Below are 23308 nucleotides of genomic sequence, written 5' to 3'. Positions count from 1 at the left end.
CAGAAATAGTATTTATCCCTGAATTATGAACATAGCCAAAATGATTTTGCTTGCCTGTCCTGTATTTCTTGCATCTATACTGATAGCAAATTCAGCACAGGCATCTAGTCTTAAACCTGCATCTGATACACAAATAATTGCTGTAGCATCTACCCAGTCAATGGAACAATTAGTCACCCTTGATAGCAGCAAACTATCTCATCCCATTATGGATCAACTTGGTTGCAATTGCGCTGTTTGTTTTCAGTCTAAATTCCAATCTCTACAAGGCAAATTGCCATCTTTAGATTTTTAGTTAAAGCCCTAAATATTTTTAGGACGCAGCATGGCTGTGTCCTTTATCATTACTTTAAAAATAATTAACTGCCGATAAATTAAGTTATTTCCATGCCAACTATCCTTAAAATTATTATTTGAAAATGATTATATTCTTGATAAATTTACTGAGGAGTTAATCATGCTAAAAAAAACACCATCAAATAACTCCTTAAGAGCTGGATTAATAGTGTTAACAATTGGATTTATTGGCTGTGGAAATCAAGGAGCAACCAACTCATTCACACAGACAAACATTCGGATAGATGAAAATCTACCCCGGGTTGTTGCCACTACCAGCATAATTTGTGACTTAACTAGACAGGTAGCTGAAAATACCATTAATCTGATTTGCTTGGCTGTTCCCGGTCGCGAATCCTACATTTATCGAACCACACCCGAAGACCGTGAGGTTATTGCACAAGCCAGTGTAATTCTCCACAGTGGCTACAATTTAGAACCAGAATTAAACAAAATCCTGGCAGAAAGTCAAAGTTCTGCATCTAAAATAGCTGTTAATCAGCTAGCAGTCACTCAACCACAACAAATTCAGTTATCCGGTCAAAAATTAATTAACCCTTATATTTGGCACAATGCCAAGAACACCATCAAAATGGTGGATGTAATTAGCAAGAATTTGGAGAAGTTAGCACCTGAAAATGCCACATTATATATTGATAATGCCAAATTTATTAAAAATGAACTAACTCAGCTTGATAGTTGGATCAAATCAAGAATAAATACTATTCCTGAGGGTCAACGCAAATTAGTCACAACTAGCAATTTCCTGAATTATTACACCACAGCCTACGGAATTTCTTTGGTAGGAGCGTTAAACAAGATGGGTAGTAGACAAAATCCCACCAATTCACAAATAAAAAATTCGGTGAAAACCATTAAGCAAGCGCAAGTACCAACAATTTTTGCCGAAACAACGCTTAATTACCAATTGATACAACCTGTAGCTAAACAGGCAAATGTGAGACTGTCAAGAAGGTTACTGTATACTAATGGATTGGGTGAACCAGGAAGCGAAGCAGATACCTATCAAAAACTCATGGTTGCTAATACACGGACAATTGTCGAAGGCTTGGGCGGGACTTACTTAATTTTTGCACCAAAAGTTCCCCAGTGACGTGGTAAGTTGGAACCCCCGGATTCATCCGTGGGGTAGTTCAGAGCTTTATGTAAAATCTGTATCACTAACGCAAAAATAGTCAGGACTTTAATCCTTTTTGCTCAGGTGTGGAAGCACCAGAGGAATAAAGTCCCTCACTAACATAACCTCACCCCCAGCCCTATTTTTTGTAATCAGAATATCTGAGGTAATTCAACTTTTGTCGAGATTTTACTTTCTCGATATGTTGTTACTTTTTGATAGACAACTCTGTTTTATTATTTACTATCTCTAAGTATTCATTGCGAGTTCCATCTAATCGGTAGTGGTCGCAAATTTGGCAGAGTTTTAAGATATCTATTTTGGTGAATACTTTTTGATGCTCAATGTTGTTATCATTTCTCCACCGCCAGAAAGTTGTCCGATCAATACGCCGATTACTATCAGGCCATCTTCGTCGGGATAGAAACTCTATCACTTCATCTTCATGGAGCGAATAGTTCTTTGGCAACTTCATGAGTTTTTCTTTTAATTCTGTTAACGGAATAAGTGGGTCTAGCTGCGATAGTTTCATGTCAGCAAGCTCTGATATTTTTATATTAGTCCAATTATGCGGAATGTTTTATGCACATTTTTTTATAGTATTAAATTGCACTGTAACTCTCTTAATTTAATAGCGAATGAAAATAAGAGGTGAATAAATGAATATATATCTTTATTTTTTTACTCTGGTTTATACCTCGATTTCGCTAAACAAATACTATAGAGTTACATTATTTATTTACAGAGAATAAACTGATTAATATACAAGTGCAAGTCATATGCAACAAAATTACTATTAAATAGTGGTGATAATATTATCAATAGGATGATGGAGTTAATAAAGAATCAAAATAAATGACTTTGTTTCCGGGGTGCTTGATAGATGGTTAATTGATCAAAGAGCCATACTTTTCAGTCAACATGATTGTAGGTTGGGTTAAGGGAGAACGCAACCCCACGAAATGCTGAAAACGTTGTCTTTTTTCCTCAACCCAATCTAGGCATTTAATTTTTTGGGCTTCTAACTGAAGCAAATTTTGATAAAGTTGTAAACATAACAAATAGTCCACAAAAATTACCCAAGTATCAGCTAATAGATAGATTTATTTCTAAGTATTGACACTATGTAGGCTTATGATCCAAACGAGTTGCTTGCTCTAAGGCTATTTTTTCTTTAGCCCTTGTGGCATAGGATTGTAATTGAGCGCGATCGCAACCTGTAAGAATACTCAAGTTTTCTCCACTCATACCCCGCATCAACATTTCTACACACCAAGTATCTTGTGCTTGAGCGATGGTAGGCGGTTTTCCTTGAGGAGTTAACAATCCCTGGGTCCATGTTTGCCAATGTTGTAATAAATCTGATTCTCTCATAGCTTGACCGGTTTTATTCAAAAACATGGTGGGTTCAGTGTCTTTACGACTTTTTAACCATTTGATTAAAGGGTTGTTGCTGTAGGAACCATAACGTTTACCCAAAATCCACTGATTAACAGGAACTTGGCGGCGAAATTCCGGGGTGGTAATTTGCAGGAAGTGTCGGGAACTATCACAGATTTGGTGGTTTTTCCGCAAAGTGATAATTTCCTTCAAAGATAACCCAGTAGCAAATAACACATAAGCCAAAGCATAATCTTGTGTTCCTAACTTCTTGGCTTGTTGTAAAATTTTGTGAACTAAACCTACAGGTAAATCAACCACTTCCCGGACATTTTCTGGAACTTTTGCTGACCTTCCTGAAGATGACATAGCACCATGTAAAAACAAAACTACTAAATTTTCTAAAAAATCATCACGATTTTCCCATAGTTCATGAAATTCACTGGTAAATTCAATCACCGCATACCCCAGGATCATTCCATTTAGCAAACTAGCTAATTTTTCCGCAGGGAGATAGGTATTTAAGTCTCCTTGGTGAATAACAGTGGCTAAATACTGTGCTACATAGCGGTTTGCTTCAGTTAACCCATGTCCTAAAGCCCGGCGATTTTCCGTTGGGTACTGATTAGCTTCACCCACCATAGACCGAACTAACTCCGGTATCCGTTCCAATGCGTGTAAAGTATCACTTGCATAATCTTTGAGTGCTTGGTGTATGTCAGCAGGAGGAGTAGCCCTTTGTACCAGGGACTCTCCTAAATTCTTGAAAGCTGCGGATTCTTCTAGCACAGACAATAAAAGTCCATGCTTATTACCAAAGTTCCGGAATAATGTGACTTCGTTGACTTCTGCTTTTTCAGCGATTTGGCGGGTTGTGGTGGCGCTGACTCCCTGAGCTGTAAATAATTCCAGTGCTGATTGAATTAAACGTTGACGAGCTGAAATAGGATGAGATGGCATAGGGAATAATGCAAGTGATACTTGCATGAAAACATTTAGTCTGCTAGCATAACAAATGTAAGTGATACTTGCTTTTCTTTACTGTCACTAACTGCTGTGCAGAGTGGGCAAAATCCTGCTGGGGTTGCACCAAGAAGTAGCAAATCGCTTCATCATCCATCAACAAGAATTTTTATGACTGGCAAGTTTCTGACGTTTACCCCTGAGACAGGAGATCCACTTCGTCTTCGGTGGGTAAACGTAGCATTTTTTGGTGCATTTCACGCTTTAGCCCTGCTAGCGCCTTGGTTTTTCTCTTGGCCAGCGCTAGCTTTGCTCATGTTTCTGCACTGGTTGTTTGGAAGTATCGGCATTTGTTTAGGCTATCACCGATTATTAAGCCATAAAAGTTTCCAAGTACCAAAGTGGTTAGAATATGCCATTGCCATTATTGGTTCCTTGGCTTTACAAGGAGGGCCGATTTTCTGGGTTGGTGGACACCGCCAACATCACGCCCACACAGAAGATATCAATCTAGACCCATACTCTGCTCAACGAGGATTTTGGTGGAGCCATATACTCTGGATTTTTTATCCACGTCCCGAATTTTTTGATTATCAAATTTATCACAAATACGCTCCTGATCTATCAAGACAACCTTTTTATCGCTGGCTAGATCGCTATTTCTTGCTCATGCAAATTCCCTTCGCTTTGCTGTTGTACTTCTTAGGGGGTTGGCCTTTTGTAATTTACGGCGTATTTTTGCGCTCGGTCTTACTATGGCATTCCACTTGGCTTGTCAACTCAGCATCACACCTCTGGGGTTATCGTACCTTTGAAAACAATGATGGCGCACGTAATCTCTGGTGGGTATCTCTAGTCACTTATGGAGAAGGTTGGCACAATAACCATCACACTTATCCCTACATGGCCAAATCTGGTTTATCTTGGTGGGAGATTGACATAACTTGGTGGAGCATTAAACTTTTGCAGATTTTAGGTCTAGCCAAAAAGGTAGTTTCTACTCCTCCTCACAGGGTCAAGCTCAAATAAAATCCCCTCCCAATATTACTGAATTATTAACGGTGAGAGAGCTTTGGATTGATTTGTTATGCCGACTGCAGATCAACGCCGTCGGCTTGTTCACAGATTTTCTAAAGCAGATTTGACATAGCTTTTGAGTTTTTCCGTAATTTCGGGAGATAAGTTCTGGCACTAATCTGCCCAACCCCAGCTAGGAATGGGCGGACTGCAACGAATCTTAAGTTGGTTCATGGTTTTGTTCATAAGAAAAAGCAATAAACCAACTATCACCAGTACGAGATATTGTGATTGTTTTCCATATAGTGCGTGGTAAACCTTCCTAGGTCTTGACCCATCCAATGGTCGCTAGCTTGACTAATTTTACACCCAGAGGCATAGATTTACCTCTAGCATCAATGGTAAAAAAGTCGTGAACTAAACCTCGATTTAAACAAAAAGTTTTCATTGCTAGTATCTGATTTTTAAGTTCTAGTTTTTGTCTAAATTTCCGTTTCCGGAATTAGTTTGCCGGTTAAACCCCGCAAATTATGCTCAGGTCGGCGGACTATCAAAACTGCGGATATTTCAGTTAGACCCTAATCTACCATCACTTCTATACCCACTCTTTGCGAAACTTTTTGTGTACTTCATCATAAATAGATTTTAATAGCCAAGGTAGAGATTACACTGACTCAAAAAATTCACAAAGATTTGGGTAAAAATTTATAGCAATTGTCTGTAGATATTGACACAGAAATGTTGACTGTCCAAGTTGTGCGTCCGTGATAAAAAATTTGAGCAATTAATGACTCTATTCTCAATAGACAATGAACTTTATCTGGGTAAAACGCAAAAATTGTAAATTTTTATTGCAGGATTCAACACTTCTGATATTGACAATACTATATCCTGGTGACTGTCCGCCAAAAAACCAGAAAATGACGATATGTAGCAGTAAATCTGCTCAATAGTTAAAAGACTGATCCAGGTTGAGTGAATTTTCTCCAGAAAGTTAAATATTAATTAAACTTTCGCTTCAATCTGCATAGAGTATCAGGAAAAACATAAAATTTTAATCTAGTTGTCTAAAATATAATTCACATAATAAAGAAATAATTTATCCAGGATAAATATTCCCATGCTTGATGCTTAATTGAGCAGGTAAACTGTAATTAAAGGTAGTATATAAGAGGTAAAAAGGTAGAGCATACCGCCAAGGAAGCAAAAAATACAAAGCAATTCAGCCCAGTGTCCCCAAAGTATGGCATGGGAAGTAATTTTGTCTAAAGCATGAACTAAATTTAGTAATAATTTTAATTCAGGTGTAATGATGATTTAGGTTAAGTTATGAAAGTGCAGTTATTTGAGCAAAAGCGGGTGAAGGTTAAAAGAAGATTGAGTTTAGCTGTGGTTACCCTATTGACTGCAATTACCACTATTTCTTGTAATCAAAACAAAGATGTGTTGGTAACAGAAATAGGAATCACTCCTCCTAACAGTACAATAGCCCAAACATCGGCAGCTGGTAATCTCTATGTTCAGGGGAGGAATCAACATATTAGAGGTGACTTGCAAGGAGCCATCACTACATATGACCAAGTTATTGATGTAGATCCGGATTATGCTCAGGCTTATAAGAGCAGGGGTTTAGCTTATTTTGATGCGGGGGAAAAGCAAAAGGCCATCGCAGATTACAATCAAGCTATTAATCTTTCTTCTGATGATAGCGAAGCCTACAATTATCGAGGAAATGCCCTCGCTTCTACAGGAGATAACCAACGAGCGATCGCTGATTATAATCAAGCGATTCGCCTGTCCCCCCGCTATGCTGAAGCTTATAATAATCGGGGCAATGCTCGCGCGGCCCAAGGAGATAATAACGGGGCCATAGATGACTTTAACCAAGCCATTAGCCTGGATTCTCGCTATGTTGTTGCTTACAATAACCGAGGTAATGCCCGTGCTGCTCTAGGAGATAGGCAAGGTGCGATGGCTGATTATAATCAGGCTATTCGCCTCAATGCTAATTTTGGGCCTGCCTACAATAATCGAGGAAATGCCCGCGCTGCTGAGGGAGACAAACAGGCTGCGCTTCAAGACTTGCAACAAGCCGCAGCAATTTTTCAACGCCAAAATAGTAATGACTTGTATCAACAAGTAATGAACAATATTAGAGAGCTAGGGCAATAACAACACTGTATTTTAAGTTTTCAATGAAACTTTCAATTTTTGTAAAAGTTCCTCGTCTTCTTCATCTATTTACCTAATAAAGATTCAAATTCAGCTTGTAAAGATGTGATGTCTGCCAGCCTAGCAATAAGTATATTCTCATGGCCTGCATCAATTAAACGTACTTTCCAATAACGAATACTCTCGGCGTTGTTGACCCAAAACTGCACTACAGCATCTCTGACTTGTTCCGTATTCCAACCCCTTTTAACTGGTAAGGGTTCCACAGATTCTAATAACGCATCTAACGTACATTTATGGGTACTTAGATACTCTACGCCTCTTCTATGGCGTTGGTTGAGGGTCTGTTGTTGATGATTAAAAAATTCCCAAGTAGGAGATACGCCTACAATATCAAAAGTGTATTTCATTCCAGTCCTCCTAATCATTAATTAGTGATGTGGAAAATATTGATTGTGTTTATGATGCCCATATTATTTTGACAATAAAGCATCTCCAGCCATCTAAAAAAAACATTTGTTTTTGCCTATGAACTGGCAAATTTTTTTTAGCAAAGTTAGCACTCTCATCTGTTGAGTGCTATAATTCTTCTAGCTATTTCTATTTATTGTAATACTAAAAAATCTTGCTCATCATTATCAGAGGTAGGTTGTATTTTAGATATTTTCGTAACAAATGGCAGAGGTGAATTAGCCGCTCTAGCTGCTGCTGCTTTGTGGGCTATCGCTTCCGTGTTATACGGTATTGTGGGAAAGCATATTCCCCCCCTAAAACTGAATTTGCTCAAGGGAATAGTAGCCATCGTATTCCTGATATTAACCGTCTTGCTAACTGGAGAATCTTTGCCCACCTCAGCCCCCATGACAATTTTTCTGCTGTGCTTGAGTGGGGTGATAGGTATCAGCTGGGGTGATACAGCTTTTTTGGCGGCGATCAATTATTTGGGACCACGCCTAGTATTACTCATAGGCACTCTTGCTCCTGCCATGACCGCCATCGCGGGTATGATTTGGCTGGAGGAAACTTTAAAAATCAGTGCTTGGTGTGGGATTTTCCTGACTATTTGCGGAGTTGCTTGGGTAATCACAGAACGAATTACCGACAGCAGCGATGATTCTCCCACCCACCTATGGAAAGGCATCGGCTGGGGGTTGTTAGCAGCGGTGACCAATACTATTGGTACAATTATTTCCCGCCTAGCATTTACCACTGGTACCATGACATCTCTGTGGGCTGCTTTATTGCGCTTGGGAGCAGCAGAATTAATTCTCATAGCTTGGATGTGGTTACCCAACCGCCAGGCCCAAGCATTAACCCTTCCCCACAGGCAATTTTGGCAGGTGATTATTACCGCTTGCTTTGCCGCTTTTTGTGGTACTTATTTGGGTATTTGGCTACAACAAACAGCAATTAAATTCACAGCTGCGGGAATCGCCTCAACTTTGTTACAGACTAGCCCAATATTTGTCATTCCCATGGCTATGTGCATTGGTGAAAAAGTGAGCTGGCGAGCGATGGCTGGTGTAATCATTGCTATCATTGGCATTGGATTATTATTTTTTTCCTAGCCGTTGAAAAGACATTGCCAACATCCCGTAACATTATGGCAATTTGGCAGACAAAATTTCTCTCTTGCAGTTTGAATAGAAATATCAGCCGGATGACTGAAACAATTTGCTTCATTCTACGAGGGATTGATTACCTCTAGTCTCAGAAATCCCGCTCTATTGCCAGTTGCTGATACTCGCGCTGTAAATTGTCCCCATAGGGTTCACACAGGTAGTTACAGCACGAGATCACCACTTCAGTGCAACTGGCTAGAAATCAAAGCAAAAACAAATACCACTTCCGCACTGACCTAGGGGAAAATCAAGGATTTAATACAATAATTAAGTTCTTATTAATTAGATTATTTTTCCGGCTTTACATGTTTAACTACTTCCATGTAGATATTAATCTCACTAACTTCTAAATCATGCTCAACTCTAGTTACGCGCCAATTTTCTTTATTTAGGTAAATTTCTTCCCCTATTCTGGGAGTAAACTGTAAATCATAGAACTTTTTTAGATAATCTTTTTGTTTTTCTTCCCATAATATAACTTTGACTACTTCTCTACTCATTGTTGCTCCTATTTTGTTAACAAATCAAAGCCAGTATTTTGATCATATCCATAGGGCAAGTTTATCTTACTAATTCAATGTCATAACGTAGTTAAAACCACATTTCGCAAATTGATATTTTGGTAACAAAAAAGCGGTAGTTGCCGGACATGAAAACGAAACCCCCCACCAATAATTTTAGTAATTGTTAGCTTTGATTAAATTAAGTGCTTGCTGTCCCCTGATTACACTGTCTTGGATATTGAGGACGACAAGGACTTCCCCAACACACTTGCCCACTAGGCATATTAGTAAACACACTACTACGAGCCCCAATAACAGCATTAGAACCAACTTCTACTCCCGGCCCCACAAAACAATCTGCTGCTATCCAAGCTCCATTGCCAATGGTAATTCTTGCTGTTTTCAAGCCAAAAGCAGGATCTTGAAAATCATGGCTACCAGTACACAAATAAGTTTTCTGGGAAATAACGCAGTGTTCACCGATATTAATTTCATCCAAGCTGTATAAAATTACATCATCACCAATCCAGCTAAAGTCCCCAATGCTTACTTTCCAAGGGTAGGTGAAACGGACAGTAGCTCTAACTATCACATTTTTACCAATTTTAGCGCCAAATATTCGTAGTATATTACAACGCCAACCACTGAAAGAATGAGGAATCAGGGGAAATGCCATGGCCTGTACAAACCACCATAACAAAATATACCAACCGGAACGCCCGCGATCAAACCAGGATTGGTCATACTTACGTAAATCCACAAAAGGTTCATTATTAGTCATTGGTGATTAGGAAATAAATGAAATAAGATCCACATTCCTCGATAATGGAAAAATTTTTGATTATAAAAACTAATATTTTTAATGATTACAAGTTATTGTTTTTTATTCATGAATAGTAAGCCTTGAAGAGCAGCATTTAAGTAACCTATTTGCCCATAAGCATATACAAGTTTATCAAAACGTTCTGCCGGATCGGAAAAATATTTTAATGCCTTGTATAAACCCCGTAAAAATCCCTCGCTACCTTTTTGTAATTGGCGAATGTGGGCTTTACCAGCAAGTTGTTCACGATAGCATTCACTAATGCCCTGCCACCAGCCGCGATTTAAAAACCAGGAGCGTTTCAGACGTTCTGGAGCGACATTGTGAGCAACTAAAGCTTCCGGGAGGTATGCAACTTGCCAACCACGCTCAAGGGCAAATTCTGTCATTTGTAATTCTTCGTTGGATAACAAGTTTTTTCCCACTCGACCAAGGTGAGGATCAAAACCACCAATTTCTTCTAGAAAACTGCGGCGTAGAGAGTAATTTAAGCCTCTAGGGGTTAAACCCGGCTGTTGAATGTAAATTATGCTATCCCCTAAATCGTATGCTCCCAAATTAGCGGCTAACCCAGGAGATAGCCAGGGTGGTGGTTCGGTGTTTGCAGGCCATAAGAGGGTAACTTTGCCCCCGGCGATGGCCAATTTAGGGTTATTCTCATAGGCCCCACAGAGGAATTGTAGCCAGGAAGCGCTGGCTACGGCATCGTCATCTAAATAAGCGAGAATTTCCGCACTAGCAACTCTTGCTCCAGTATTGCGGGCTACAGATAAACCAATGGTAGGTTCAAAGACATATTTAACACGCGAATCCTTGAGTCTTGGTGCTACAACTTCACCGGTGCGATCGCTAGACCCATTATCCACAACCACAACTTCAAAGTCACCAGTAAAATCCTGGGCTAACAAACTATCAATAGCAGCACCTAAGTACATATCTCGATTGTGAGTGCAGATGATGGCAGAAATTTGCTGATCTGGCATAGGATGAATTGTAAATTCATTGATTTTTCAGTTGTCAGTTTAGTCGAGACACAACAACATTAAATGCCAACTCAGCCCAATTTCTTTTTCAAGTTATATTCAAGTCTGTTGAATGTTGCTGTGTAAAACTACCAGAGCTTCTGCCAATTGACTCAGGCGGGTTTCTAAATACTGTTTACGTCCCAAAAGTTGGCGTAATTTTTGGTGACGAGCGATGGCCATACTCACCCTAGGCAATTGATCTGCTGGACAAGGACGTGACCGGACTTGACCACAAGAATCCAAACCACAGAGATTATAATCTGTACGCATGGATTGATCAGATACTTGCTTGTTTGTTGTAGAAATTTCTTCTACGTAGTCCATCACCTGAACAACTTCTCCATGCCGAAGTGTGGCGGTTCTTCCCTGTTCTGGTTCTTTGATGTTGGATTCTAACCAGCCGTTAATAATAGGGCCTTCTAAGTAAATGTCTTGAATTTGCTGTAGGATTGTTTGCAATTCTGTTTGCCAACCGGCGATATGTTCTTGAATTTCTAGCAATATATTCATTGCTAATGCTGGATTAGCTCCGTGGCGATGGTTACTAAAGCTGGGATTTTTGAACTTGGGCAGAGTGGGTATTTTGCCACCAATCTCCTGTGCTGGAAAGGTTTGTACAGATTGGTGCTGAGGAGAATTGTGCCGTGGGGATTCTTGGCATGGCTGATCTGTTTGTTTTACAGATGGGGTATTTATACTTGCTTGAGAGTCTTTTGCTCCCACGCTAATCCTAAAGGAGAAAGATGAGTTCAAGGAATCACCTGCCTCTGTGGAAGCACTGCTACGATTCCCTAAATCATGTAAAGTTGCCTCAATGCGTTTTAAACCTGTTTTCATAGAAATATCCGGAAATGTATTTTTATCACTATTGTGGAACAATTCAAAAAGAGGTGCTTAGGTTCATCGCTTTCGCCAATTTTGGCATAAACAGTCATGATGGTGCTATCTTGAGTTGGTGAAATTTATGAGCAATAAACAATAGCTGTTATCTAAGGATATAGTTTTGGGGAAAGTTATTTTAGTTACAGGTCCCGCCAGGTCTGGTAAAAGTGAATGGGCGGAAACTCTGGCGGTTAACTCAGGAAAAACCGTTGTTTACGTGGCAACAGCTACAGACAACCCAGATGATCCCGAATGGCACAAACGTATTCAACAACACCAAGAACGTCGTCCTTTACATTGGCTAACCCTTTTAGTACCTGTGGAATTATCCGCTACCTTGGCAGATGCCAAGCCAAATACTTGTCTTTTGGTTGATTCTTTGGGTACTTGGGTAGCTAATCTTTTAGAACAAGATGAAAATACCTGGCAAAACATTTTGGCAGAGTTATTAGAAACTGTGCAATTGGTAGCTGCGGATATGATATTTGTAGCCGAAGAAACAGGTTGGGGTGTGGTTCCAGCTTATCCTCTCGGTCGCCAGTTTCGCGATCGCCTGGGTTGCTTGGTCCGGGAGCTAAGTACTGTTTGTGAAACTGTTTATTTAGTTACTGGCGGTCATGTTCTCAATCTCAGCATTCTGGCTACACCATTACCGACATCAAAATTTTAATTTAAATTTAAGCATTGCAGTGCAAAAATCACTCTGCAAAAATTTAGAATTATGGCATGGCAACTAAACAAGAAGTAAGGATGTATCTTGCCTACTGGTTTCAGTTGGGTAAGAAAGTAATTACCAGCAAGGGTAAGGCAAGCTTTTTGCCCAAACCAGTGCTAAGAGGCGATGGCTATAGTCAAGAATTTGAAGACTGTTGGCAAAAAATTCTCTCGCAAACCACAGGCGACTGTTACCTAGAGGGTACATATGAAACTATTAGCGAACTATTAACACCAGCTTGGGAAATTTTAGCTTGTGGTCGTTGCCGGATGCCAGTACCCCTGCGAAGCCTTGGTATGCCTCCCCTGGGATGTCCTTGCAATGATTTATTTGACTGGCCTAATAGCGAATTGCCAGCACCGCGCAGCCCAATTAACACCCAAGAGCAACTGATGCTCATTCGCAATCGGCTACAAGGTGATATCTCTTCATGATTTAACATAGATTATCGGTGGGTTTGGCGTTAATAATTAATAAATACAGCAGATTTCGTTCTTATGAAGTACAAATCATAATCATGAAACTTTTGTGGGGTGGGCATCTTGCCCGCCAATACTGTATATCACCACACCGGAAAGTGCTGTAGATGTACATGGTGTGGCATAATTTCCATCGCCATAATTCCCCATGTATTCTCGTTGCAAACATCACAGATGATTTGCTCAACTCCTTCGGCTAGTGAGATTGACGAATTACCAATTACGAATTAGGAATTACTTGCCTTTGAGCCTCGTACAACATCAAAGCAGCTGCGATGGCCACATTCAAAGACTCTACTCCCAAAGCTAGGGGTATTTTCACTTGCTTATCTGCTATGCTGGTTAAATCTGGGGACAAACCAGCACCTTCATTGCCAAGTAGAATTAAACTCGGTTTTCGCCAGTCTACATCCCAGTAAGTTAAGTTGGCGGTGGGTGAAGTGGCTACCACCTGCATTCCTGCTTCCTGGCTTTGTTGTGCGATAGTTTTTAAATCTGAAGTTACCGCCATTGGTACACGAAACCACTGTCCAGCAGAAGCACGTATAACTTTCGGGCTATCTAAATCTACACTATCTTGACTCAGCCATAATCCCGTCGTACTGGTAGCCGCAGCTGTGCGAATTATTGTTCCTAAGTTACCAGGATCTTGGATAGTTTCCAAAGCTAAGACTAAACCTCTAAAAGGCACTTGATTTTGATTAATCACCCGTTTGGCTGTGGCAATTACTCCGTCTGGTTGCACCGTTGTAGCGATGGCCGCTAAAACTTCCTTACTTACTATTTCTGCTCTCTCGCTGTGGTTACAAGCTTTTTCCCACAGGGCGGTGTGTGCCGTTTGCCATTCTGGTGTGCAACACACTGTTACAAGCGGATAATTTACCACACAAGCTTCTTGCAACAGGTGTGTTCCTTCGAGTAAACACAATTGTTGTTTGTGCCGCTCTCTGGTGGAGTGTAGCTTGCGGATTTGTTTAACTAAAGGGTTTTGTAGACTTGTTAACACATGGGGATTTGGAATCAATCCAAAGTTAATATGCGGAACCCGGGACTTGAACCCGGAAGCCTTGCGGCACTAGAACCTGAATCTAGCGCGTCTGCCAATTCCGCCAGTTCCGCTTACAGTTATGTTTATCGACAACTACCCATCATTACCTATATACGTACTTTTGTCAAGTGCCATCGCTAAAAGCTTGTGCCCTCTGTATTGGCTTTCCTGCTGACTGTAATTGTTAAATGTTCATAAAGGCTACTAGAGCTGGTTTACAGGCTTTACTTAAATAATATTTAGATCAGAATTTCTTGATACAAGATCTAGGACACAATGTAGACAAACCAACTCTTTGCTGTAGAATCAAAACCAACTCCTAACCTATAAAATTACGTATTTTTTTGGAGGTAGGCTTATTAATCCTTCCAGCAGCTTACCAGATGGTAAGCTTTCTCCTGAAGCAGACTCCTCAGTCTTGCAAATATGGGGTGGGCATCCTTTGCGAGGTCATGTAAAAATCAGTGGTGCTAAAAATTCTGCACTAGTGATCATGGCTGGTTCTTTGCTGTGTTCAGGCGATTGTCGCATCCGCAACGTTCCGTTCTTGGCGGACGTAGAGCGAATGGGTCAAGTTTTATCCGCTTTAGGTATTGACATCACAAGACAAGACGACATTTTAGATATCAACGCCCGGGAAATTACTACTTCAAAAGCTCCCTACGAACTAGTTACGCAACTCCGGGCTAGTTTTTTTGCCATTGGCGCAATTTTGGCACGGCTAGGAGTGGCACAAATGCCATTACCAGGTGGTTGTGCTATTGGAGCCAGGCCAGTTGATTTGCATGTCCGAGGACTGCAAGCAATGGGTGCGGAAGTGCAAATTGAACATGGCATTTGTAATGCTTATGTTCCAGGCAGTAGTGGTAGGTTGCAAGGAGCAAAAATATACTTAGATAGCCCCAGTGTAGGGGCAACGGAAACTTTAATGATGGCCGCCACCCTCGCAGATGGCGAAACCATCATTGAGAACGCTGCACGGGAGCCGGAAGTTGTTGATTTGGCTAATTTTTGCAACGCCATGGGAGCCAAGATTCACGGTGCAGGCAGTAGTCAGATTACAATTGTGGGCGCTCATAAATTGCATTCTGTTGACTACACCATTATTCCTGATCGCATTGAGGCGGGAACGTTCTTGGTTGCCGGAGCCCTCACTCGTTCCGAAATTAGTATGTCACCAGTATACCCTAACCACTTAATACCAGTAATTGCTAAATTGCAAGAAATTGGTTTAACGATAATTGAGGATGCACCAGACTGTTTACGTATATTGCCAGCGGAAACTCTCAAAGCCAGGGATATTGAAACCTTACCTCACCCTGGGTTTCCCACGGATATGCAAGCCCCATTTATGTCCCTATTAAGTGTGGCAGAAGGTGACAGCCTCATTAACGAATCTGTGTTTGAAAATCGCCTGCGTCATGCTTCTGAGTTGAATCGCTTGGGAGCAGATATTCGTGTTAAAGGTAACGCTGCTTTCGTGCGGGGAGTACCAACATTATCGGGAGCACCAGTAATAGGTACGGATTTACGGGCATCGGCAGCGTTGGTTTTAGCAGGACTGGCAGCCAATGGACAAACGACATTTCAAGGACTACACCATCTTGATCGCGGCTATGATCGAATTGATCTGAAATTACAGCAACTAGGAGCGAAAATCCTGCGCGTGGGCGATAGACCTAAATAACATGGGATGCCTGGTAGTAGCAAAGTATGAGCATCAAGAAATTGAATGAATTAATGCTCATACGTTATTTGTATCAAAGCGGAAACGCGGCACGGGTAACTAAAGTTGCCTTCACAATCTCTAGCCCAACTTTCCACAAGTTTACTAACCCTCCTTGTTTTAGCTCTCGCCATCTTTTGCAAGCTATCCCAAGCCCTCGGAGTTCGACATATTCTATGAACTTGCTTGACTTCCGAGTGCAAGGCTGGCTTATTTTTTGCGCTTTTTGTACCTTGTTTAGATACAACAACAGCAATTATTGGGAGGTGATTTAAAGATATGCCACAAACTACAAAACCATCATTTGTTTTAAAGTGAAACTGCAACCGAAAATTGCCAGTCCAAAATCCAAAATAGATTAACTGGGGACTATCACTCAGCACTCGTTATACTAAACATGGGAGGCTGTTGATATTTTGTTTTTCCAGCTTACTAGATCATGTCCTTGTTTAAAACACCGCTCATCGGTTTAAAAGCTGATTCATTTCGTCATCCGTTAGACCTACAAGCCACCACATCTCTCAAGCAGATACCAGGTCTGGATGTGATGGTGCGAAATTTCCTCGGGCCCATGGCAGAACAGGTTTTTTATGTGGAAAATATTGCCTCCAGTGTCCTGGTGGGGGAAAAACAACTGCCTGATTTACACAAATTATTGTTAGAAGCCTGCAAAATCCTGGATATAGAGCCTCCTCAGTTATATGTACGGCAACATCCAGCTCCTAATGCCTACACCTTTGCTATGCGGGGTAAGCAACCTTTTATTGTGCTCCACACCTCCTTGGTTGATATGCTCACACCAGAGGAAGTACAGGCAGTAATTGCCCATGAGTTAGGTCATCTTAAGTGTGACCACAGCGTTTATCTAACACCTGTAAATTTATTGGTATTAGCAGCAGCAATTGTACCTAATGTTGGCACATTCATTGCCCAAGCAATACAGGCGCAGTTACTAGAATGGGTACGCTGTGCTGAGTTTACCTGCGATCGCGCCGCTCTGTTAGCAACCCAAGACCCAAAAGTGGTAATGTCAGTGTTAATGAAGTTAGCGGGTGGTTCACCTACTCTAGCGCCGCAACTTAATTTAGATGCCTTTGTTGCCCAAGCTCGTGCTTACGATGATATTAGTAAAACCGAACTGGGTGAAATGGTTAAAGAAGCTCGCACAGCCCAATTAACTCATCCAGTCCCAGTACTACGAGCTAGAGAAATTCACCTCTGGGCAAGCAGCAAAGAATATCAATCTTTATTACAAGGTGATGTCCTCAAATCTACAAATACAATTGCATCTCAGGGTAACTGGCGCAATTGGTAAACCCCCTATGCCAGCAACGTGCGTTAGGTGTTATGCCATAACGCACTTCATTCACCACTTTCTACCCATAGAATTACATAGCAAAAAAAATTTTCAATTTACTTGTTGCAAATTCATTAAATAAGCTATAATGGCATGGTTACACCCAAGGGCGGGTGGCGAAACTGGTAGACGCACCACACTCAAAATGTGGCGACCTTGCGGTCATAGGAGTTCGATTCTCCTCCTGCCCACTGTTAGTAGTTACATCAAACCTGTCCTAAAACAGCAGCATCAGGGTGAGTAGCTACTAGGGTCAGAAAGCAAGACTATATTGCTACAGTCAAACTAACCCATATTTTTCACAATTCAGAGACTCAAAAGAGTATGAATTGCCCTGCTGTTATATCTGTTTTATTTTCAAGGTTCGGATATATATTTGTTAACTATGTTTGGTTAGGCGGAGATGATAAGCACACAAAGCTAATTCTTTGGCTTGATCTTGAGGACTAGCACGAGTAGGCTGTTTCCCCTTGTTCTATGACAATTCCTACCTGAGCAGCTTTACTTTGAATACTCTGAATCAGTCTTCCATAACTCCATTGATGGAAGTTTATTCAATACTGTTTAGCGTATTTTTTCTGGATTTCCACTGAGCCAGGACATTTTGTTTCTGCTAGAGATTGAATCTCACTCTGGATAATCTCCCCCATATCTCCCAGCTTGGGTAAGACAATACTCCAAGCTTTGTAGGTTTGGGCCATCGCAACTATTTCTTTTGCTAAGAATCTGTCTATATACCGTCCTAACTCAGATGCGCCAAACTCATTGGGTGAGAAACTTTTTTGGGCTTTATGTCGTTGGTGAGATAAATATCGCTGTTGTCGTCGCTGGCGATTCAACAGTTCATAATTATCACCAAGTAGCTGTTTAATACTGCGATAAACCAAGACTTTGTTTGCGATCGCATCCACTACGGCTACGGTGGCAGGTTTTTCTAACCCTAGGCTTACTCCCACTAAAATATGTGATTGACCTTGGTACAGGGGTTGACTAGGACGATCATAGGAATTGTTCAAGCGAGTCAGTGTTGTTTGTTTCCGCTGAATAAATGCTTGCTGGTTATCGGTTAAGTCACTCTTCTTCTTCATGTTGGTGAGTATTTTGGCAATCTCTTCTGCTCTCTGTTGGCGAACTTGTTCTGTGCCTTCAGCAGTCCACAGGCGATTATCAACACAGCAAGAAAGGGTCAATCGGTTTAGCCAAGGTTCACCTTTACTCTCTCCTTCTTGCCAACCTATACGACCATTTCTGAGAGTGAACAAGGCACTGGAATATTGATTTTTGCTTTTGCGTTTAGTCTGTTGGTCTTCTAAGAAGTGTTTAAACCAGTGCAGTTGACGACTATCGCAATATACTTCAAAAGTTAGGTCAGTCAAGCCATTGAAGTGAACGCACAGCCTACCTTTTTCATTTGTTGACCAAACTAGGTCTTCGCTCGTTTCAAAAGTCAGGGGAAAGGGAAGAGAACTTAATCGGCTTAAGAGAATATCTTGCCAGCGTTTGCCCTGAATGATAGGAGATTCTGAACTCTTTTGTTCAGCTTACTCTTAATGCACTAGTTGACTGTTACGGAAGTTCAATCAAAATAGCTGAAATAGTGGTTCTGATGTATTGAATTTCGGTTGCTATAGTTGTGTAATATTCCCGTTGCCATCGATGCTACATAAGAATTACAGTATATCTGTAAGAATAAATTGCTACATACTTATTATGACAACAGATTAAGTAGTTGTGGTAAGGAATCAGGGGAAGCCATATTTATGAAAACACTTAAGGAACTTTGTACGCCACGCTCGAATATATTTGATCGCTCAAGAAAAGATACGGTATTAGATTTAACAGACTTGATTGAGCAAAAAATTAATGCAGAGGATTTTTTTGCTGAAAATTATTTGACTGATGGGATGAAACGGCTTCTCAGAGAGGCTTTTCATCGCTTTGATGGCAGTTCTAGTCAGGGTGTCTTTGTTCTTACTCAAGCAATGGGCGGTGGTAAAACCCATAATATGATTGCTTTAGGACTATTAGCCAAAAATCCAGAGTTGCGATCGCAGGTGATGGGTAAGCTTTATGAATCTTCCAGGTTGGGAACAGTTCGTGTGGTTGCTTTCACCGGTAGAGAAAGTGATACACCCTTGGGGGTGTGGGGTGCGATCGCTCAACAGTTGGGTAAAAAAGAACAGTTTAATCAATATTATTCACCGTTGGCTGCACCAGGACAAACAGCCTGGGTTGACCTTCTCAAAGGAGATCCGTTACTCATCCTTTTAGATGAACTCCCACCCTACTTAGATAATGCCAAATCTAAACAAATCGGTAATTCAGATTTAGCGCAGGTAACATCAACCGCCCTAGCTAACCTTTTAAGCGCCGTTGCTAGAGATGAATTAGCCAATGTTTGTGTGGTCATTGCCGACTTAAAAGCCACCTATGAAGGCGGTTCTGAACAAATTAATAGAACCTTGGAAAACCTGAAAGGGGAAGTAGGAAGGGCAGCAATGACATTAGAACCCGTTGCTTTGAATACTGATGAACTTTATCATATTCTTCGCAAGCGGTTGTTTGAAAGACTACCAGATGAGAGCGAAATTTTAGAAGTTGCCCGTGCTTATGCGAAAGCAGTTAGCGATGCCAAACAAATGGATATCACCAACGCTTCCCCAGATAAGTTTACTACTCAACTTAAAGAATCTTATCCTTTTCATTTTGCTATCCGCGACCTTTACGCCCGGTTTCGAGAAAACCCCGGTTTCCAACAGACACGGGGTTTAATTAGATTGATGCGAGTAGTAGTATCCAGGTTATTTGATGCTACACGAGGTAAAGCTGATCTCCTTTACTTAATTCATGCTCATGATATTGATTTAAATGATCCTGATACTTTAGCAGAAGTTCGTCAAATTAACAGTACATTAGATAATGCGATTAGTCATGATATTGCTTCAGAGGGGCGAGCGATATCTGAAATTATGGATGCTAATTTAGGTGGTAGTGATGCTGAAGATGCCAGTAAATTACTATTAGTTTCTTCTCTTTCTAGCGTTCCTAATGCTGTGTTAGGTTTGTCTCCCTCAGAGGTGGTTTCTTATCTATGCGCTCCTGGTAGAGATGTTTCTAAAATTCCTAAAGATATTCTAGGTGTTCTCTCCACTAAAGCTTGGTATTTACATTCTAATGCAGAGGGAAAACTTTATTTTAGAAACCTTCAGAATTTAGTAGCTAAACTTAAATCTACAGCTGAAGCTTATAATCGAGAATCTTCATTAAAGGAACTGCGAACTTTCTTGCTCAAGGCTTTTGAACCTGCTATGAAAGATTGTTATCAAGAAGTATTAGCACTGCCTCCTATAGATGAAATTCAAGTTAAATCTGATAAAGTTACTCTTGTAATTTATGAACCCTATGTGAGTGGTAGCTTAAATCCAGAGCTACAAAGACTTTATAATGATTTAGATTATAAAAATCGAATTCTATTTCTTTCTGGACAGCGAGGTACTTTAGAAAATTTGCTAGAAACAGCAGCAGAATTAAAGGCTATTAGTTATATTCTCAATGAGATGAGAACTCAAAGGGTAACAGATAATGATCCGCAACAAATGGCAGCTAAGGATATGCAGGATAACATTAAGTTGCGTCTGCTTAGTGCTACCCGCGAAGCATTTACTACCCTTTATTATCCAACCAAGGATAGTTTGATGTCTGCTGATTTCCAGATGATTTTCAATGACAACAATTATAACGGTGAAATGCAGATTCGAGAAACATTGAAAGGTAAACAGAAATTTACTGAAGATGTATCTAGTGATTCTTTCCGGAAAAAGTGTGAACAGCGACTATTTACTCAGAAATCAATGATTTGGTCTGAAGTAAAAAAACGGGCTGCAATTAATTCAGCTTGGCAATGGCATAAAACAGATGCTCTTGATATTCTTAAAGATGACTTAATTCATAAAGACCAATGGCGTGAAGATGGTGGTTATGTAGAAAAACCTCCTTTCCCCAAACCGCAAACTGATATCCGTATCAAAGAGAAACACCGCAATAATGATACAGGGGAGGTTGTCTTAGAATTAACAGCAGTCCATGGTGATACTATTTATTACGACATTGGTGCACCGGTGACTACAGCTTCTCAAGCTGTTTCTGACCTCAAAAGCTTTACCACTACAGAATTACAAATTAATTTCCTGTGTGTTGATTCCCAAGGAGAACATGAAACCGGGGATTCTCGAACTTGGCGCAACCGTATCACCATTAAATCTCGTACCTACCAAAGTGGTAATGATAAAATGGTGCAAATAGAAGCCGCCCCTCATGCCACTATCCGCTATACTACAGATGGTTCTGACCCCAAACTTAGCGGTGGTATCTACAATGATCCGTTTATTGTGCCACCGGGAACTATTTGTGTTTTGGCGATCGCAGAAAAACAGAATATTATTTCCGAGGTTCACCGACTAGACATTGAATGGGATAAAATAGATAACTTTCAGGTCAATCCCGCTAAACCAGCCATTTGGAACCGGGAACATCACCTCACTACAACTAAAGAAACTTACGAGTTGATAGGACGGTTGAAAAAATACCAAGCTGTGGTTTTAAGTCCACGTATCAACGTGAGTATTACTGGAGGACATTGGGTAGAGCTATCAGTAGATAGCAATATGGTGTTTGATGCGGATAAATTAGAATCAGCCGTGAATCTTTTGCGCTCTCTACTAGCTGATGGAGAAGTAGAAATTGAAACGGAATCTATTAAATTTTCTACCGGACAGCAACTTTTAGACTGGGTAGCAGAAGTAAAAACTGAAATAAATCCTCGTGAGGTAAAACAGTAGTGGTAATTAAAATCAAATCGGCTGGTTTTGGTTTCGTTCCCACTGAGTCGGGACATCATTTTTTAGTCACTATTCCCACTAAGAAACAAGAGAATATTTTCATTTCTGAACATTTTACCTGGAATGAAAACGAAGCCCAACAAGAGTTAAGTTTTGCCTTGGGAAATGAAGATAATAAAATACGGGTAATTTTACCCCGGTTGAAATGGGAAGGAATTGCTGATACTGTGAAAGCTGAATTTAACCAGCGTCTCAAGCAAGATGGGCTAAAAAGTGGGCAATGGAAAGCTGGTAGAATTCCCCTCTCTCGCTTGTTTGGTAAGGAATTGGTATTATTAGCTTGGGCAATAGAAGATGCAGAACCAGCTTTGATTCCCGTTGCTATCAAAAACTGGCTGGGACTAACTGCTGAGGAGCGTTGGTGGTTATTTACCATGACTAACGCTGCTACGGGTCACGCTATTTCTGGACGGGGTAAAGGTTGGCGTAAAGCCGTACGCTACGCTTTGACAGAAAACCCTGTTTCTGATTATTGTCCCCAAAAAATAGAGTTACCACTGTTTGATTTACGTTAAAATTTTGGTTTTTCGGTACTTGTTATGCTAAACCGGAGGGTTGAGAGGAGGGAACAGGGAACAGGGAACAGGGAACAGGGAACAGGGAACAGGGAAAAATTTTAATTTTCTAGTCTTTTGATGAGACTAATAATCATTCTGCTTTCTTCTCGTAATAAGTCAAGAATTACTTCAATGTCTTTTTCTGAGCATAATTCTACTCGTTTAGATAAAATTAGGTGAGTTTCTAATTCATTAACTGACCCTTGCGCTATGTTTAAAAATCTTACATATTCTCCTCTATATCGTCGTCCATATCCTTCGGCTATATTAGCTGGAATGGATGCTGCACTTCTTCTGATTTGCTGAACCATAGCATATAATTCGTCTTTAGGAAAAAGTTTAGTAAGAAAGTAGCATCTTTCAGCAATATCCATCCCTTTTTGCCAAATCATTAAGTCTTTAAAATCATTAATATCTGACATTCTTTCTGTTCCCTATTCCCTATTCCCTATTCCCCGTTCCCTATTCCCCGTTCCCTATTCCCTATTCCCCGTTCCCTATTCCTTATTCCCTATTCCCCGTTCCCTATTCCCTATTCCCTATTCCCTATTCCTTATTCCCTATTCCCTATTCCCTATTCCCCGTTCCCTATTCCCTATTCCCCGTTCCCTATTCCCTATTCCCCGTTCCCCGTTCCCTATTCCCTATTCCCCGTTCCCTATTCCCT

At 40.6% G+C, this 23308-nt stretch carries 22 protein-coding genes and 2 tRNA genes; 12 read left to right on the top strand and 12 right to left on the bottom strand.

Features of this window, described 5'->3' with window-relative positions; all coding sequences use genetic code 11:
* Positions 1 to 25 precede the first annotated feature (25 nt).
* On the top strand, positions 26 to 295 hold the full coding sequence (locus NWP25_RS18610; RefSeq protein WP_280650032.1) for a hypothetical protein: 270 nt from the start codon (positions 26 to 28) through the stop codon (positions 293 to 295).
* A 162-nt stretch (positions 296 to 457) separates the two neighbouring features.
* Positions 458 to 1450, top strand: coding sequence for a metal ABC transporter solute-binding protein, Zn/Mn family (locus NWP25_RS00920; RefSeq protein ID WP_280698689.1), 993 nt, complete (start codon positions 458 to 460; stop codon positions 1448 to 1450).
* A 232-nt stretch (positions 1451 to 1682) separates the two neighbouring features.
* On the opposite strand, the gene NWP25_RS00915 is transcribed toward NWP25_RS00920, so the two are convergent.
* Entirely contained in the window at positions 1683 to 2006 is a 324-nt protein-coding gene (locus tag NWP25_RS00915; RefSeq protein ID WP_280650034.1) for a hypothetical protein, read from the bottom strand.
* Between the two features lie 590 nt (positions 2007 to 2596).
* On the bottom strand, positions 2597 to 3841 hold the full coding sequence (locus NWP25_RS00910) for a TetR/AcrR family transcriptional regulator (RefSeq protein ID WP_280698688.1): 1245 nt from the start codon (positions 3839 to 3841) through the stop codon (positions 2597 to 2599).
* A gap of 147 nt (positions 3842 to 3988) precedes the next feature.
* Here NWP25_RS00910 and NWP25_RS00905 point away from each other — a divergent pair, with 147 nt between their 5' ends.
* Positions 3989 to 4846, top strand: coding sequence for an acyl-CoA desaturase (locus NWP25_RS00905; protein WP_280650036.1), 858 nt, complete (start codon positions 3989 to 3991; stop codon positions 4844 to 4846).
* A gap of 310 nt (positions 4847 to 5156) precedes the next feature.
* Here NWP25_RS00905 and NWP25_RS00900 read toward each other — a convergent pair whose 3' ends face one another.
* Positions 5157 to 5282 (bottom strand): hypothetical protein, encoded by a 126-nt coding sequence (locus NWP25_RS00900; protein WP_280657567.1) that lies wholly within the window; start codon positions 5280 to 5282, stop codon positions 5157 to 5159.
* Between the two features lie 881 nt (positions 5283 to 6163).
* On the opposite strand from NWP25_RS00900, the gene NWP25_RS00895 reads away from it, so the two are divergent.
* Entirely contained in the window at positions 6164 to 7006 is an 843-nt protein-coding gene (locus NWP25_RS00895) for a tetratricopeptide repeat protein (protein WP_280650038.1), read from the top strand.
* 65 nt (positions 7007 to 7071) lie between these two features.
* Here NWP25_RS00895 and NWP25_RS00890 read toward each other — a convergent pair whose 3' ends face one another.
* Positions 7072 to 7416, bottom strand: coding sequence for a hypothetical protein (locus NWP25_RS00890; protein ID WP_280650039.1), 345 nt, complete (start codon positions 7414 to 7416; stop codon positions 7072 to 7074).
* A 303-nt stretch (positions 7417 to 7719) separates the two neighbouring features.
* On the opposite strand from NWP25_RS00890, the gene NWP25_RS00885 reads away from it, so the two are divergent.
* A complete protein-coding gene (locus NWP25_RS00885) occupies positions 7720 to 8574 on the top strand; it encodes a DMT family transporter (RefSeq protein WP_390903481.1) in 855 nt (284 codons plus the stop codon).
* A gap of 341 nt (positions 8575 to 8915) precedes the next feature.
* On the opposite strand, the gene NWP25_RS00880 is transcribed toward NWP25_RS00885, so the two are convergent.
* From NWP25_RS00880 to NWP25_RS00865, 4 genes are all read right to left on the bottom strand, one after another.
* Positions 8916 to 9128, bottom strand: coding sequence for a hypothetical protein (locus NWP25_RS00880; protein ID WP_280650040.1), 213 nt, complete (start codon positions 9126 to 9128; stop codon positions 8916 to 8918).
* 202 nt (positions 9129 to 9330) lie between these two features.
* A complete protein-coding gene (gene hpsU / locus NWP25_RS00875; RefSeq protein WP_280650041.1) occupies positions 9331 to 9912 on the bottom strand; it encodes a hormogonium polysaccharide biosynthesis acetyltransferase HpsU in 582 nt (193 codons plus the stop codon).
* Positions 9913 to 10004: 92 nt separating this feature from the next.
* Positions 10005 to 10937: a glycosyltransferase gene (locus NWP25_RS00870; protein WP_280650042.1), complete on the bottom strand. Its 933-nt coding sequence runs from the start codon at positions 10935 to 10937 to the stop codon at positions 10005 to 10007.
* A gap of 99 nt (positions 10938 to 11036) precedes the next feature.
* Positions 11037 to 11816, bottom strand: coding sequence for a hypothetical protein (locus tag NWP25_RS00865; protein ID WP_280650043.1), 780 nt, complete (start codon positions 11814 to 11816; stop codon positions 11037 to 11039).
* Between the two features lie 166 nt (positions 11817 to 11982).
* Between NWP25_RS00865 and cobU the strand changes: the two genes are divergently transcribed.
* Together cobU and NWP25_RS00855 are read left to right on the top strand one after the other, a co-directional pair.
* A complete protein-coding gene (cobU, locus tag NWP25_RS00860) occupies positions 11983 to 12531 on the top strand; it encodes a bifunctional adenosylcobinamide kinase/adenosylcobinamide-phosphate guanylyltransferase (protein WP_280650044.1) in 549 nt (182 codons plus the stop codon).
* 56 nt (positions 12532 to 12587) lie between these two features.
* Positions 12588 to 13010 carry a hypothetical protein gene (locus NWP25_RS00855; protein WP_280650045.1) on the top strand — a complete coding sequence of 141 codons (423 nt, stop codon included), beginning with the start codon at positions 12588 to 12590 and terminating at the stop codon, positions 13008 to 13010.
* Between the two features lie 265 nt (positions 13011 to 13275).
* Here the strand turns inward: NWP25_RS00855 and NWP25_RS00845 are convergent, their stop codons facing one another.
* Together NWP25_RS00845 and NWP25_RS00840 are read right to left on the bottom strand one after the other, a co-directional pair.
* A complete protein-coding gene (locus NWP25_RS00845; RefSeq protein WP_280650046.1) occupies positions 13276 to 14061 on the bottom strand; it encodes a TrmH family RNA methyltransferase in 786 nt (261 codons plus the stop codon).
* A gap of 31 nt (positions 14062 to 14092) precedes the next feature.
* Positions 14093 to 14174 (bottom strand) — tRNA-Leu (locus NWP25_RS00840).
* 287 nt (positions 14175 to 14461) lie between these two features.
* Between NWP25_RS00840 and murA the strand changes: the two genes are divergently transcribed.
* The 3 genes from murA (at position 14462) to NWP25_RS00825 (ending at position 17377) form a co-directional block, all read left to right on the top strand.
* Positions 14462 to 15790, top strand: coding sequence for a UDP-N-acetylglucosamine 1-carboxyvinyltransferase (gene murA, locus NWP25_RS00835; RefSeq protein WP_280650050.1), 1329 nt, complete (start codon positions 14462 to 14464; stop codon positions 15788 to 15790).
* A gap of 478 nt (positions 15791 to 16268) precedes the next feature.
* Positions 16269 to 17144, top strand: coding sequence for a M48 family metallopeptidase (locus NWP25_RS00830; RefSeq protein WP_280650047.1), 876 nt, complete (start codon positions 16269 to 16271; stop codon positions 17142 to 17144).
* A 149-nt stretch (positions 17145 to 17293) separates the two neighbouring features.
* Positions 17294 to 17377, top strand: a tRNA-Leu gene (locus NWP25_RS00825).
* 363 nt (positions 17378 to 17740) lie between these two features.
* Here NWP25_RS00825 and cas12k read toward each other — a convergent pair.
* Positions 17741 to 18637, bottom strand: coding sequence for a type V CRISPR-associated protein Cas12k (gene cas12k, locus NWP25_RS00820; RefSeq protein WP_280698708.1), 897 nt, complete (start codon positions 18635 to 18637; stop codon positions 17741 to 17743).
* A gap of 309 nt (positions 18638 to 18946) precedes the next feature.
* On the opposite strand from cas12k, the gene NWP25_RS00815 reads away from it, so the two are divergent.
* Both NWP25_RS00815 and NWP25_RS00810 read left to right on the top strand, forming a co-directional pair.
* Complete coding sequence (locus tag NWP25_RS00815; protein WP_280698687.1) at positions 18947 to 22024, top strand: DUF499 domain-containing protein; 3078 nt, start codon at positions 18947 to 18949, stop codon at positions 22022 to 22024.
* Positions 22024 to 22599: a DUF3780 domain-containing protein gene (locus NWP25_RS00810; RefSeq protein WP_280698686.1), complete on the top strand. Its 576-nt coding sequence runs from the start codon at positions 22024 to 22026 to the stop codon at positions 22597 to 22599. Before NWP25_RS00815 ends, NWP25_RS00810 begins: the two co-directional genes overlap by 1 nt.
* Positions 22600 to 22700: 101 nt before the next feature.
* On the opposite strand, the gene NWP25_RS00805 is transcribed toward NWP25_RS00810, so the two are convergent.
* The gene (locus NWP25_RS00805; RefSeq protein ID WP_280698684.1) at positions 22701 to 23063 is read right to left on the bottom strand and encodes a four helix bundle protein; all 363 of its coding nucleotides are present in this window, start codon (positions 23061 to 23063) and stop codon (positions 22701 to 22703) included.
* Between the last annotated feature and the right edge of the window lie 245 nt (positions 23064 to 23308).

This window comes from Umezakia ovalisporum Ak1311, from assembly GCF_029891685.1.
Lineage (GTDB): Bacteria > Cyanobacteriota > Cyanobacteriia > Cyanobacteriales > Nostocaceae > Umezakia > Umezakia ovalisporum.
The sequence above is the reverse complement of the archived record's forward strand: the minus strand, read 5'-3'. Positions and strand labels throughout refer to the sequence as shown.

Coding starts and splice junctions, on each gene's coding strand:
- NWP25_RS00890 (WP_280650039.1), bottom strand. CDS start 7,416: ATGAAATACACTTTTGATATTGTAGGCGTATCTCCTACTTGGGAATTT.
- NWP25_RS00805 (WP_280698684.1), bottom strand. CDS start 23,063: ATGTCAGATATTAATGATTTTAAAGACTTAATGATTTGGCAAAAAGGG.
- NWP25_RS00815 (WP_280698687.1), top strand. CDS start 18,947: ATGAAAACACTTAAGGAACTTTGTACGCCACGCTCGAATATATTTGAT.
- hpsU (WP_280650041.1), bottom strand. CDS start 9,912: ATGACTAATAATGAACCTTTTGTGGATTTACGTAAGTATGACCAATCC.
- NWP25_RS00915 (WP_280650034.1), bottom strand. CDS start 2,006: ATGAAACTATCGCAGCTAGACCCACTTATTCCGTTAACAGAATTAAAA.
- NWP25_RS00900 (WP_280657567.1), bottom strand. CDS start 5,282: ATGAAAACTTTTTGTTTAAATCGAGGTTTAGTTCACGACTTTTTTACC.
- NWP25_RS00910 (WP_280698688.1), bottom strand. CDS start 3,841: ATGCAAGTATCACTTGCATTATTCCCTATGCCATCTCATCCTATTTCA.
- NWP25_RS18610 (WP_280650032.1), top strand. CDS start 26: ATGAACATAGCCAAAATGATTTTGCTTGCCTGTCCTGTATTTCTTGCA.
- NWP25_RS00870 (WP_280650042.1), bottom strand. CDS start 10,937: ATGCCAGATCAGCAAATTTCTGCCATCATCTGCACTCACAATCGAGAT.
- NWP25_RS00895 (WP_280650038.1), top strand. CDS start 6,164: ATGAAAGTGCAGTTATTTGAGCAAAAGCGGGTGAAGGTTAAAAGAAGA.
- NWP25_RS00880 (WP_280650040.1), bottom strand. CDS start 9,128: ATGAGTAGAGAAGTAGTCAAAGTTATATTATGGGAAGAAAAACAAAAA.
- NWP25_RS00920 (WP_280698689.1), top strand. CDS start 458: ATGCTAAAAAAAACACCATCAAATAACTCCTTAAGAGCTGGATTAATA.
- NWP25_RS00905 (WP_280650036.1), top strand. CDS start 3,989: ATGACTGGCAAGTTTCTGACGTTTACCCCTGAGACAGGAGATCCACTT.
- NWP25_RS00830 (WP_280650047.1), top strand. CDS start 16,269: ATGTCCTTGTTTAAAACACCGCTCATCGGTTTAAAAGCTGATTCATTT.
- NWP25_RS00855 (WP_280650045.1), top strand. CDS start 12,588: ATGGCAACTAAACAAGAAGTAAGGATGTATCTTGCCTACTGGTTTCAG.
- NWP25_RS00865 (WP_280650043.1), bottom strand. CDS start 11,816: ATGAAAACAGGTTTAAAACGCATTGAGGCAACTTTACATGATTTAGGG.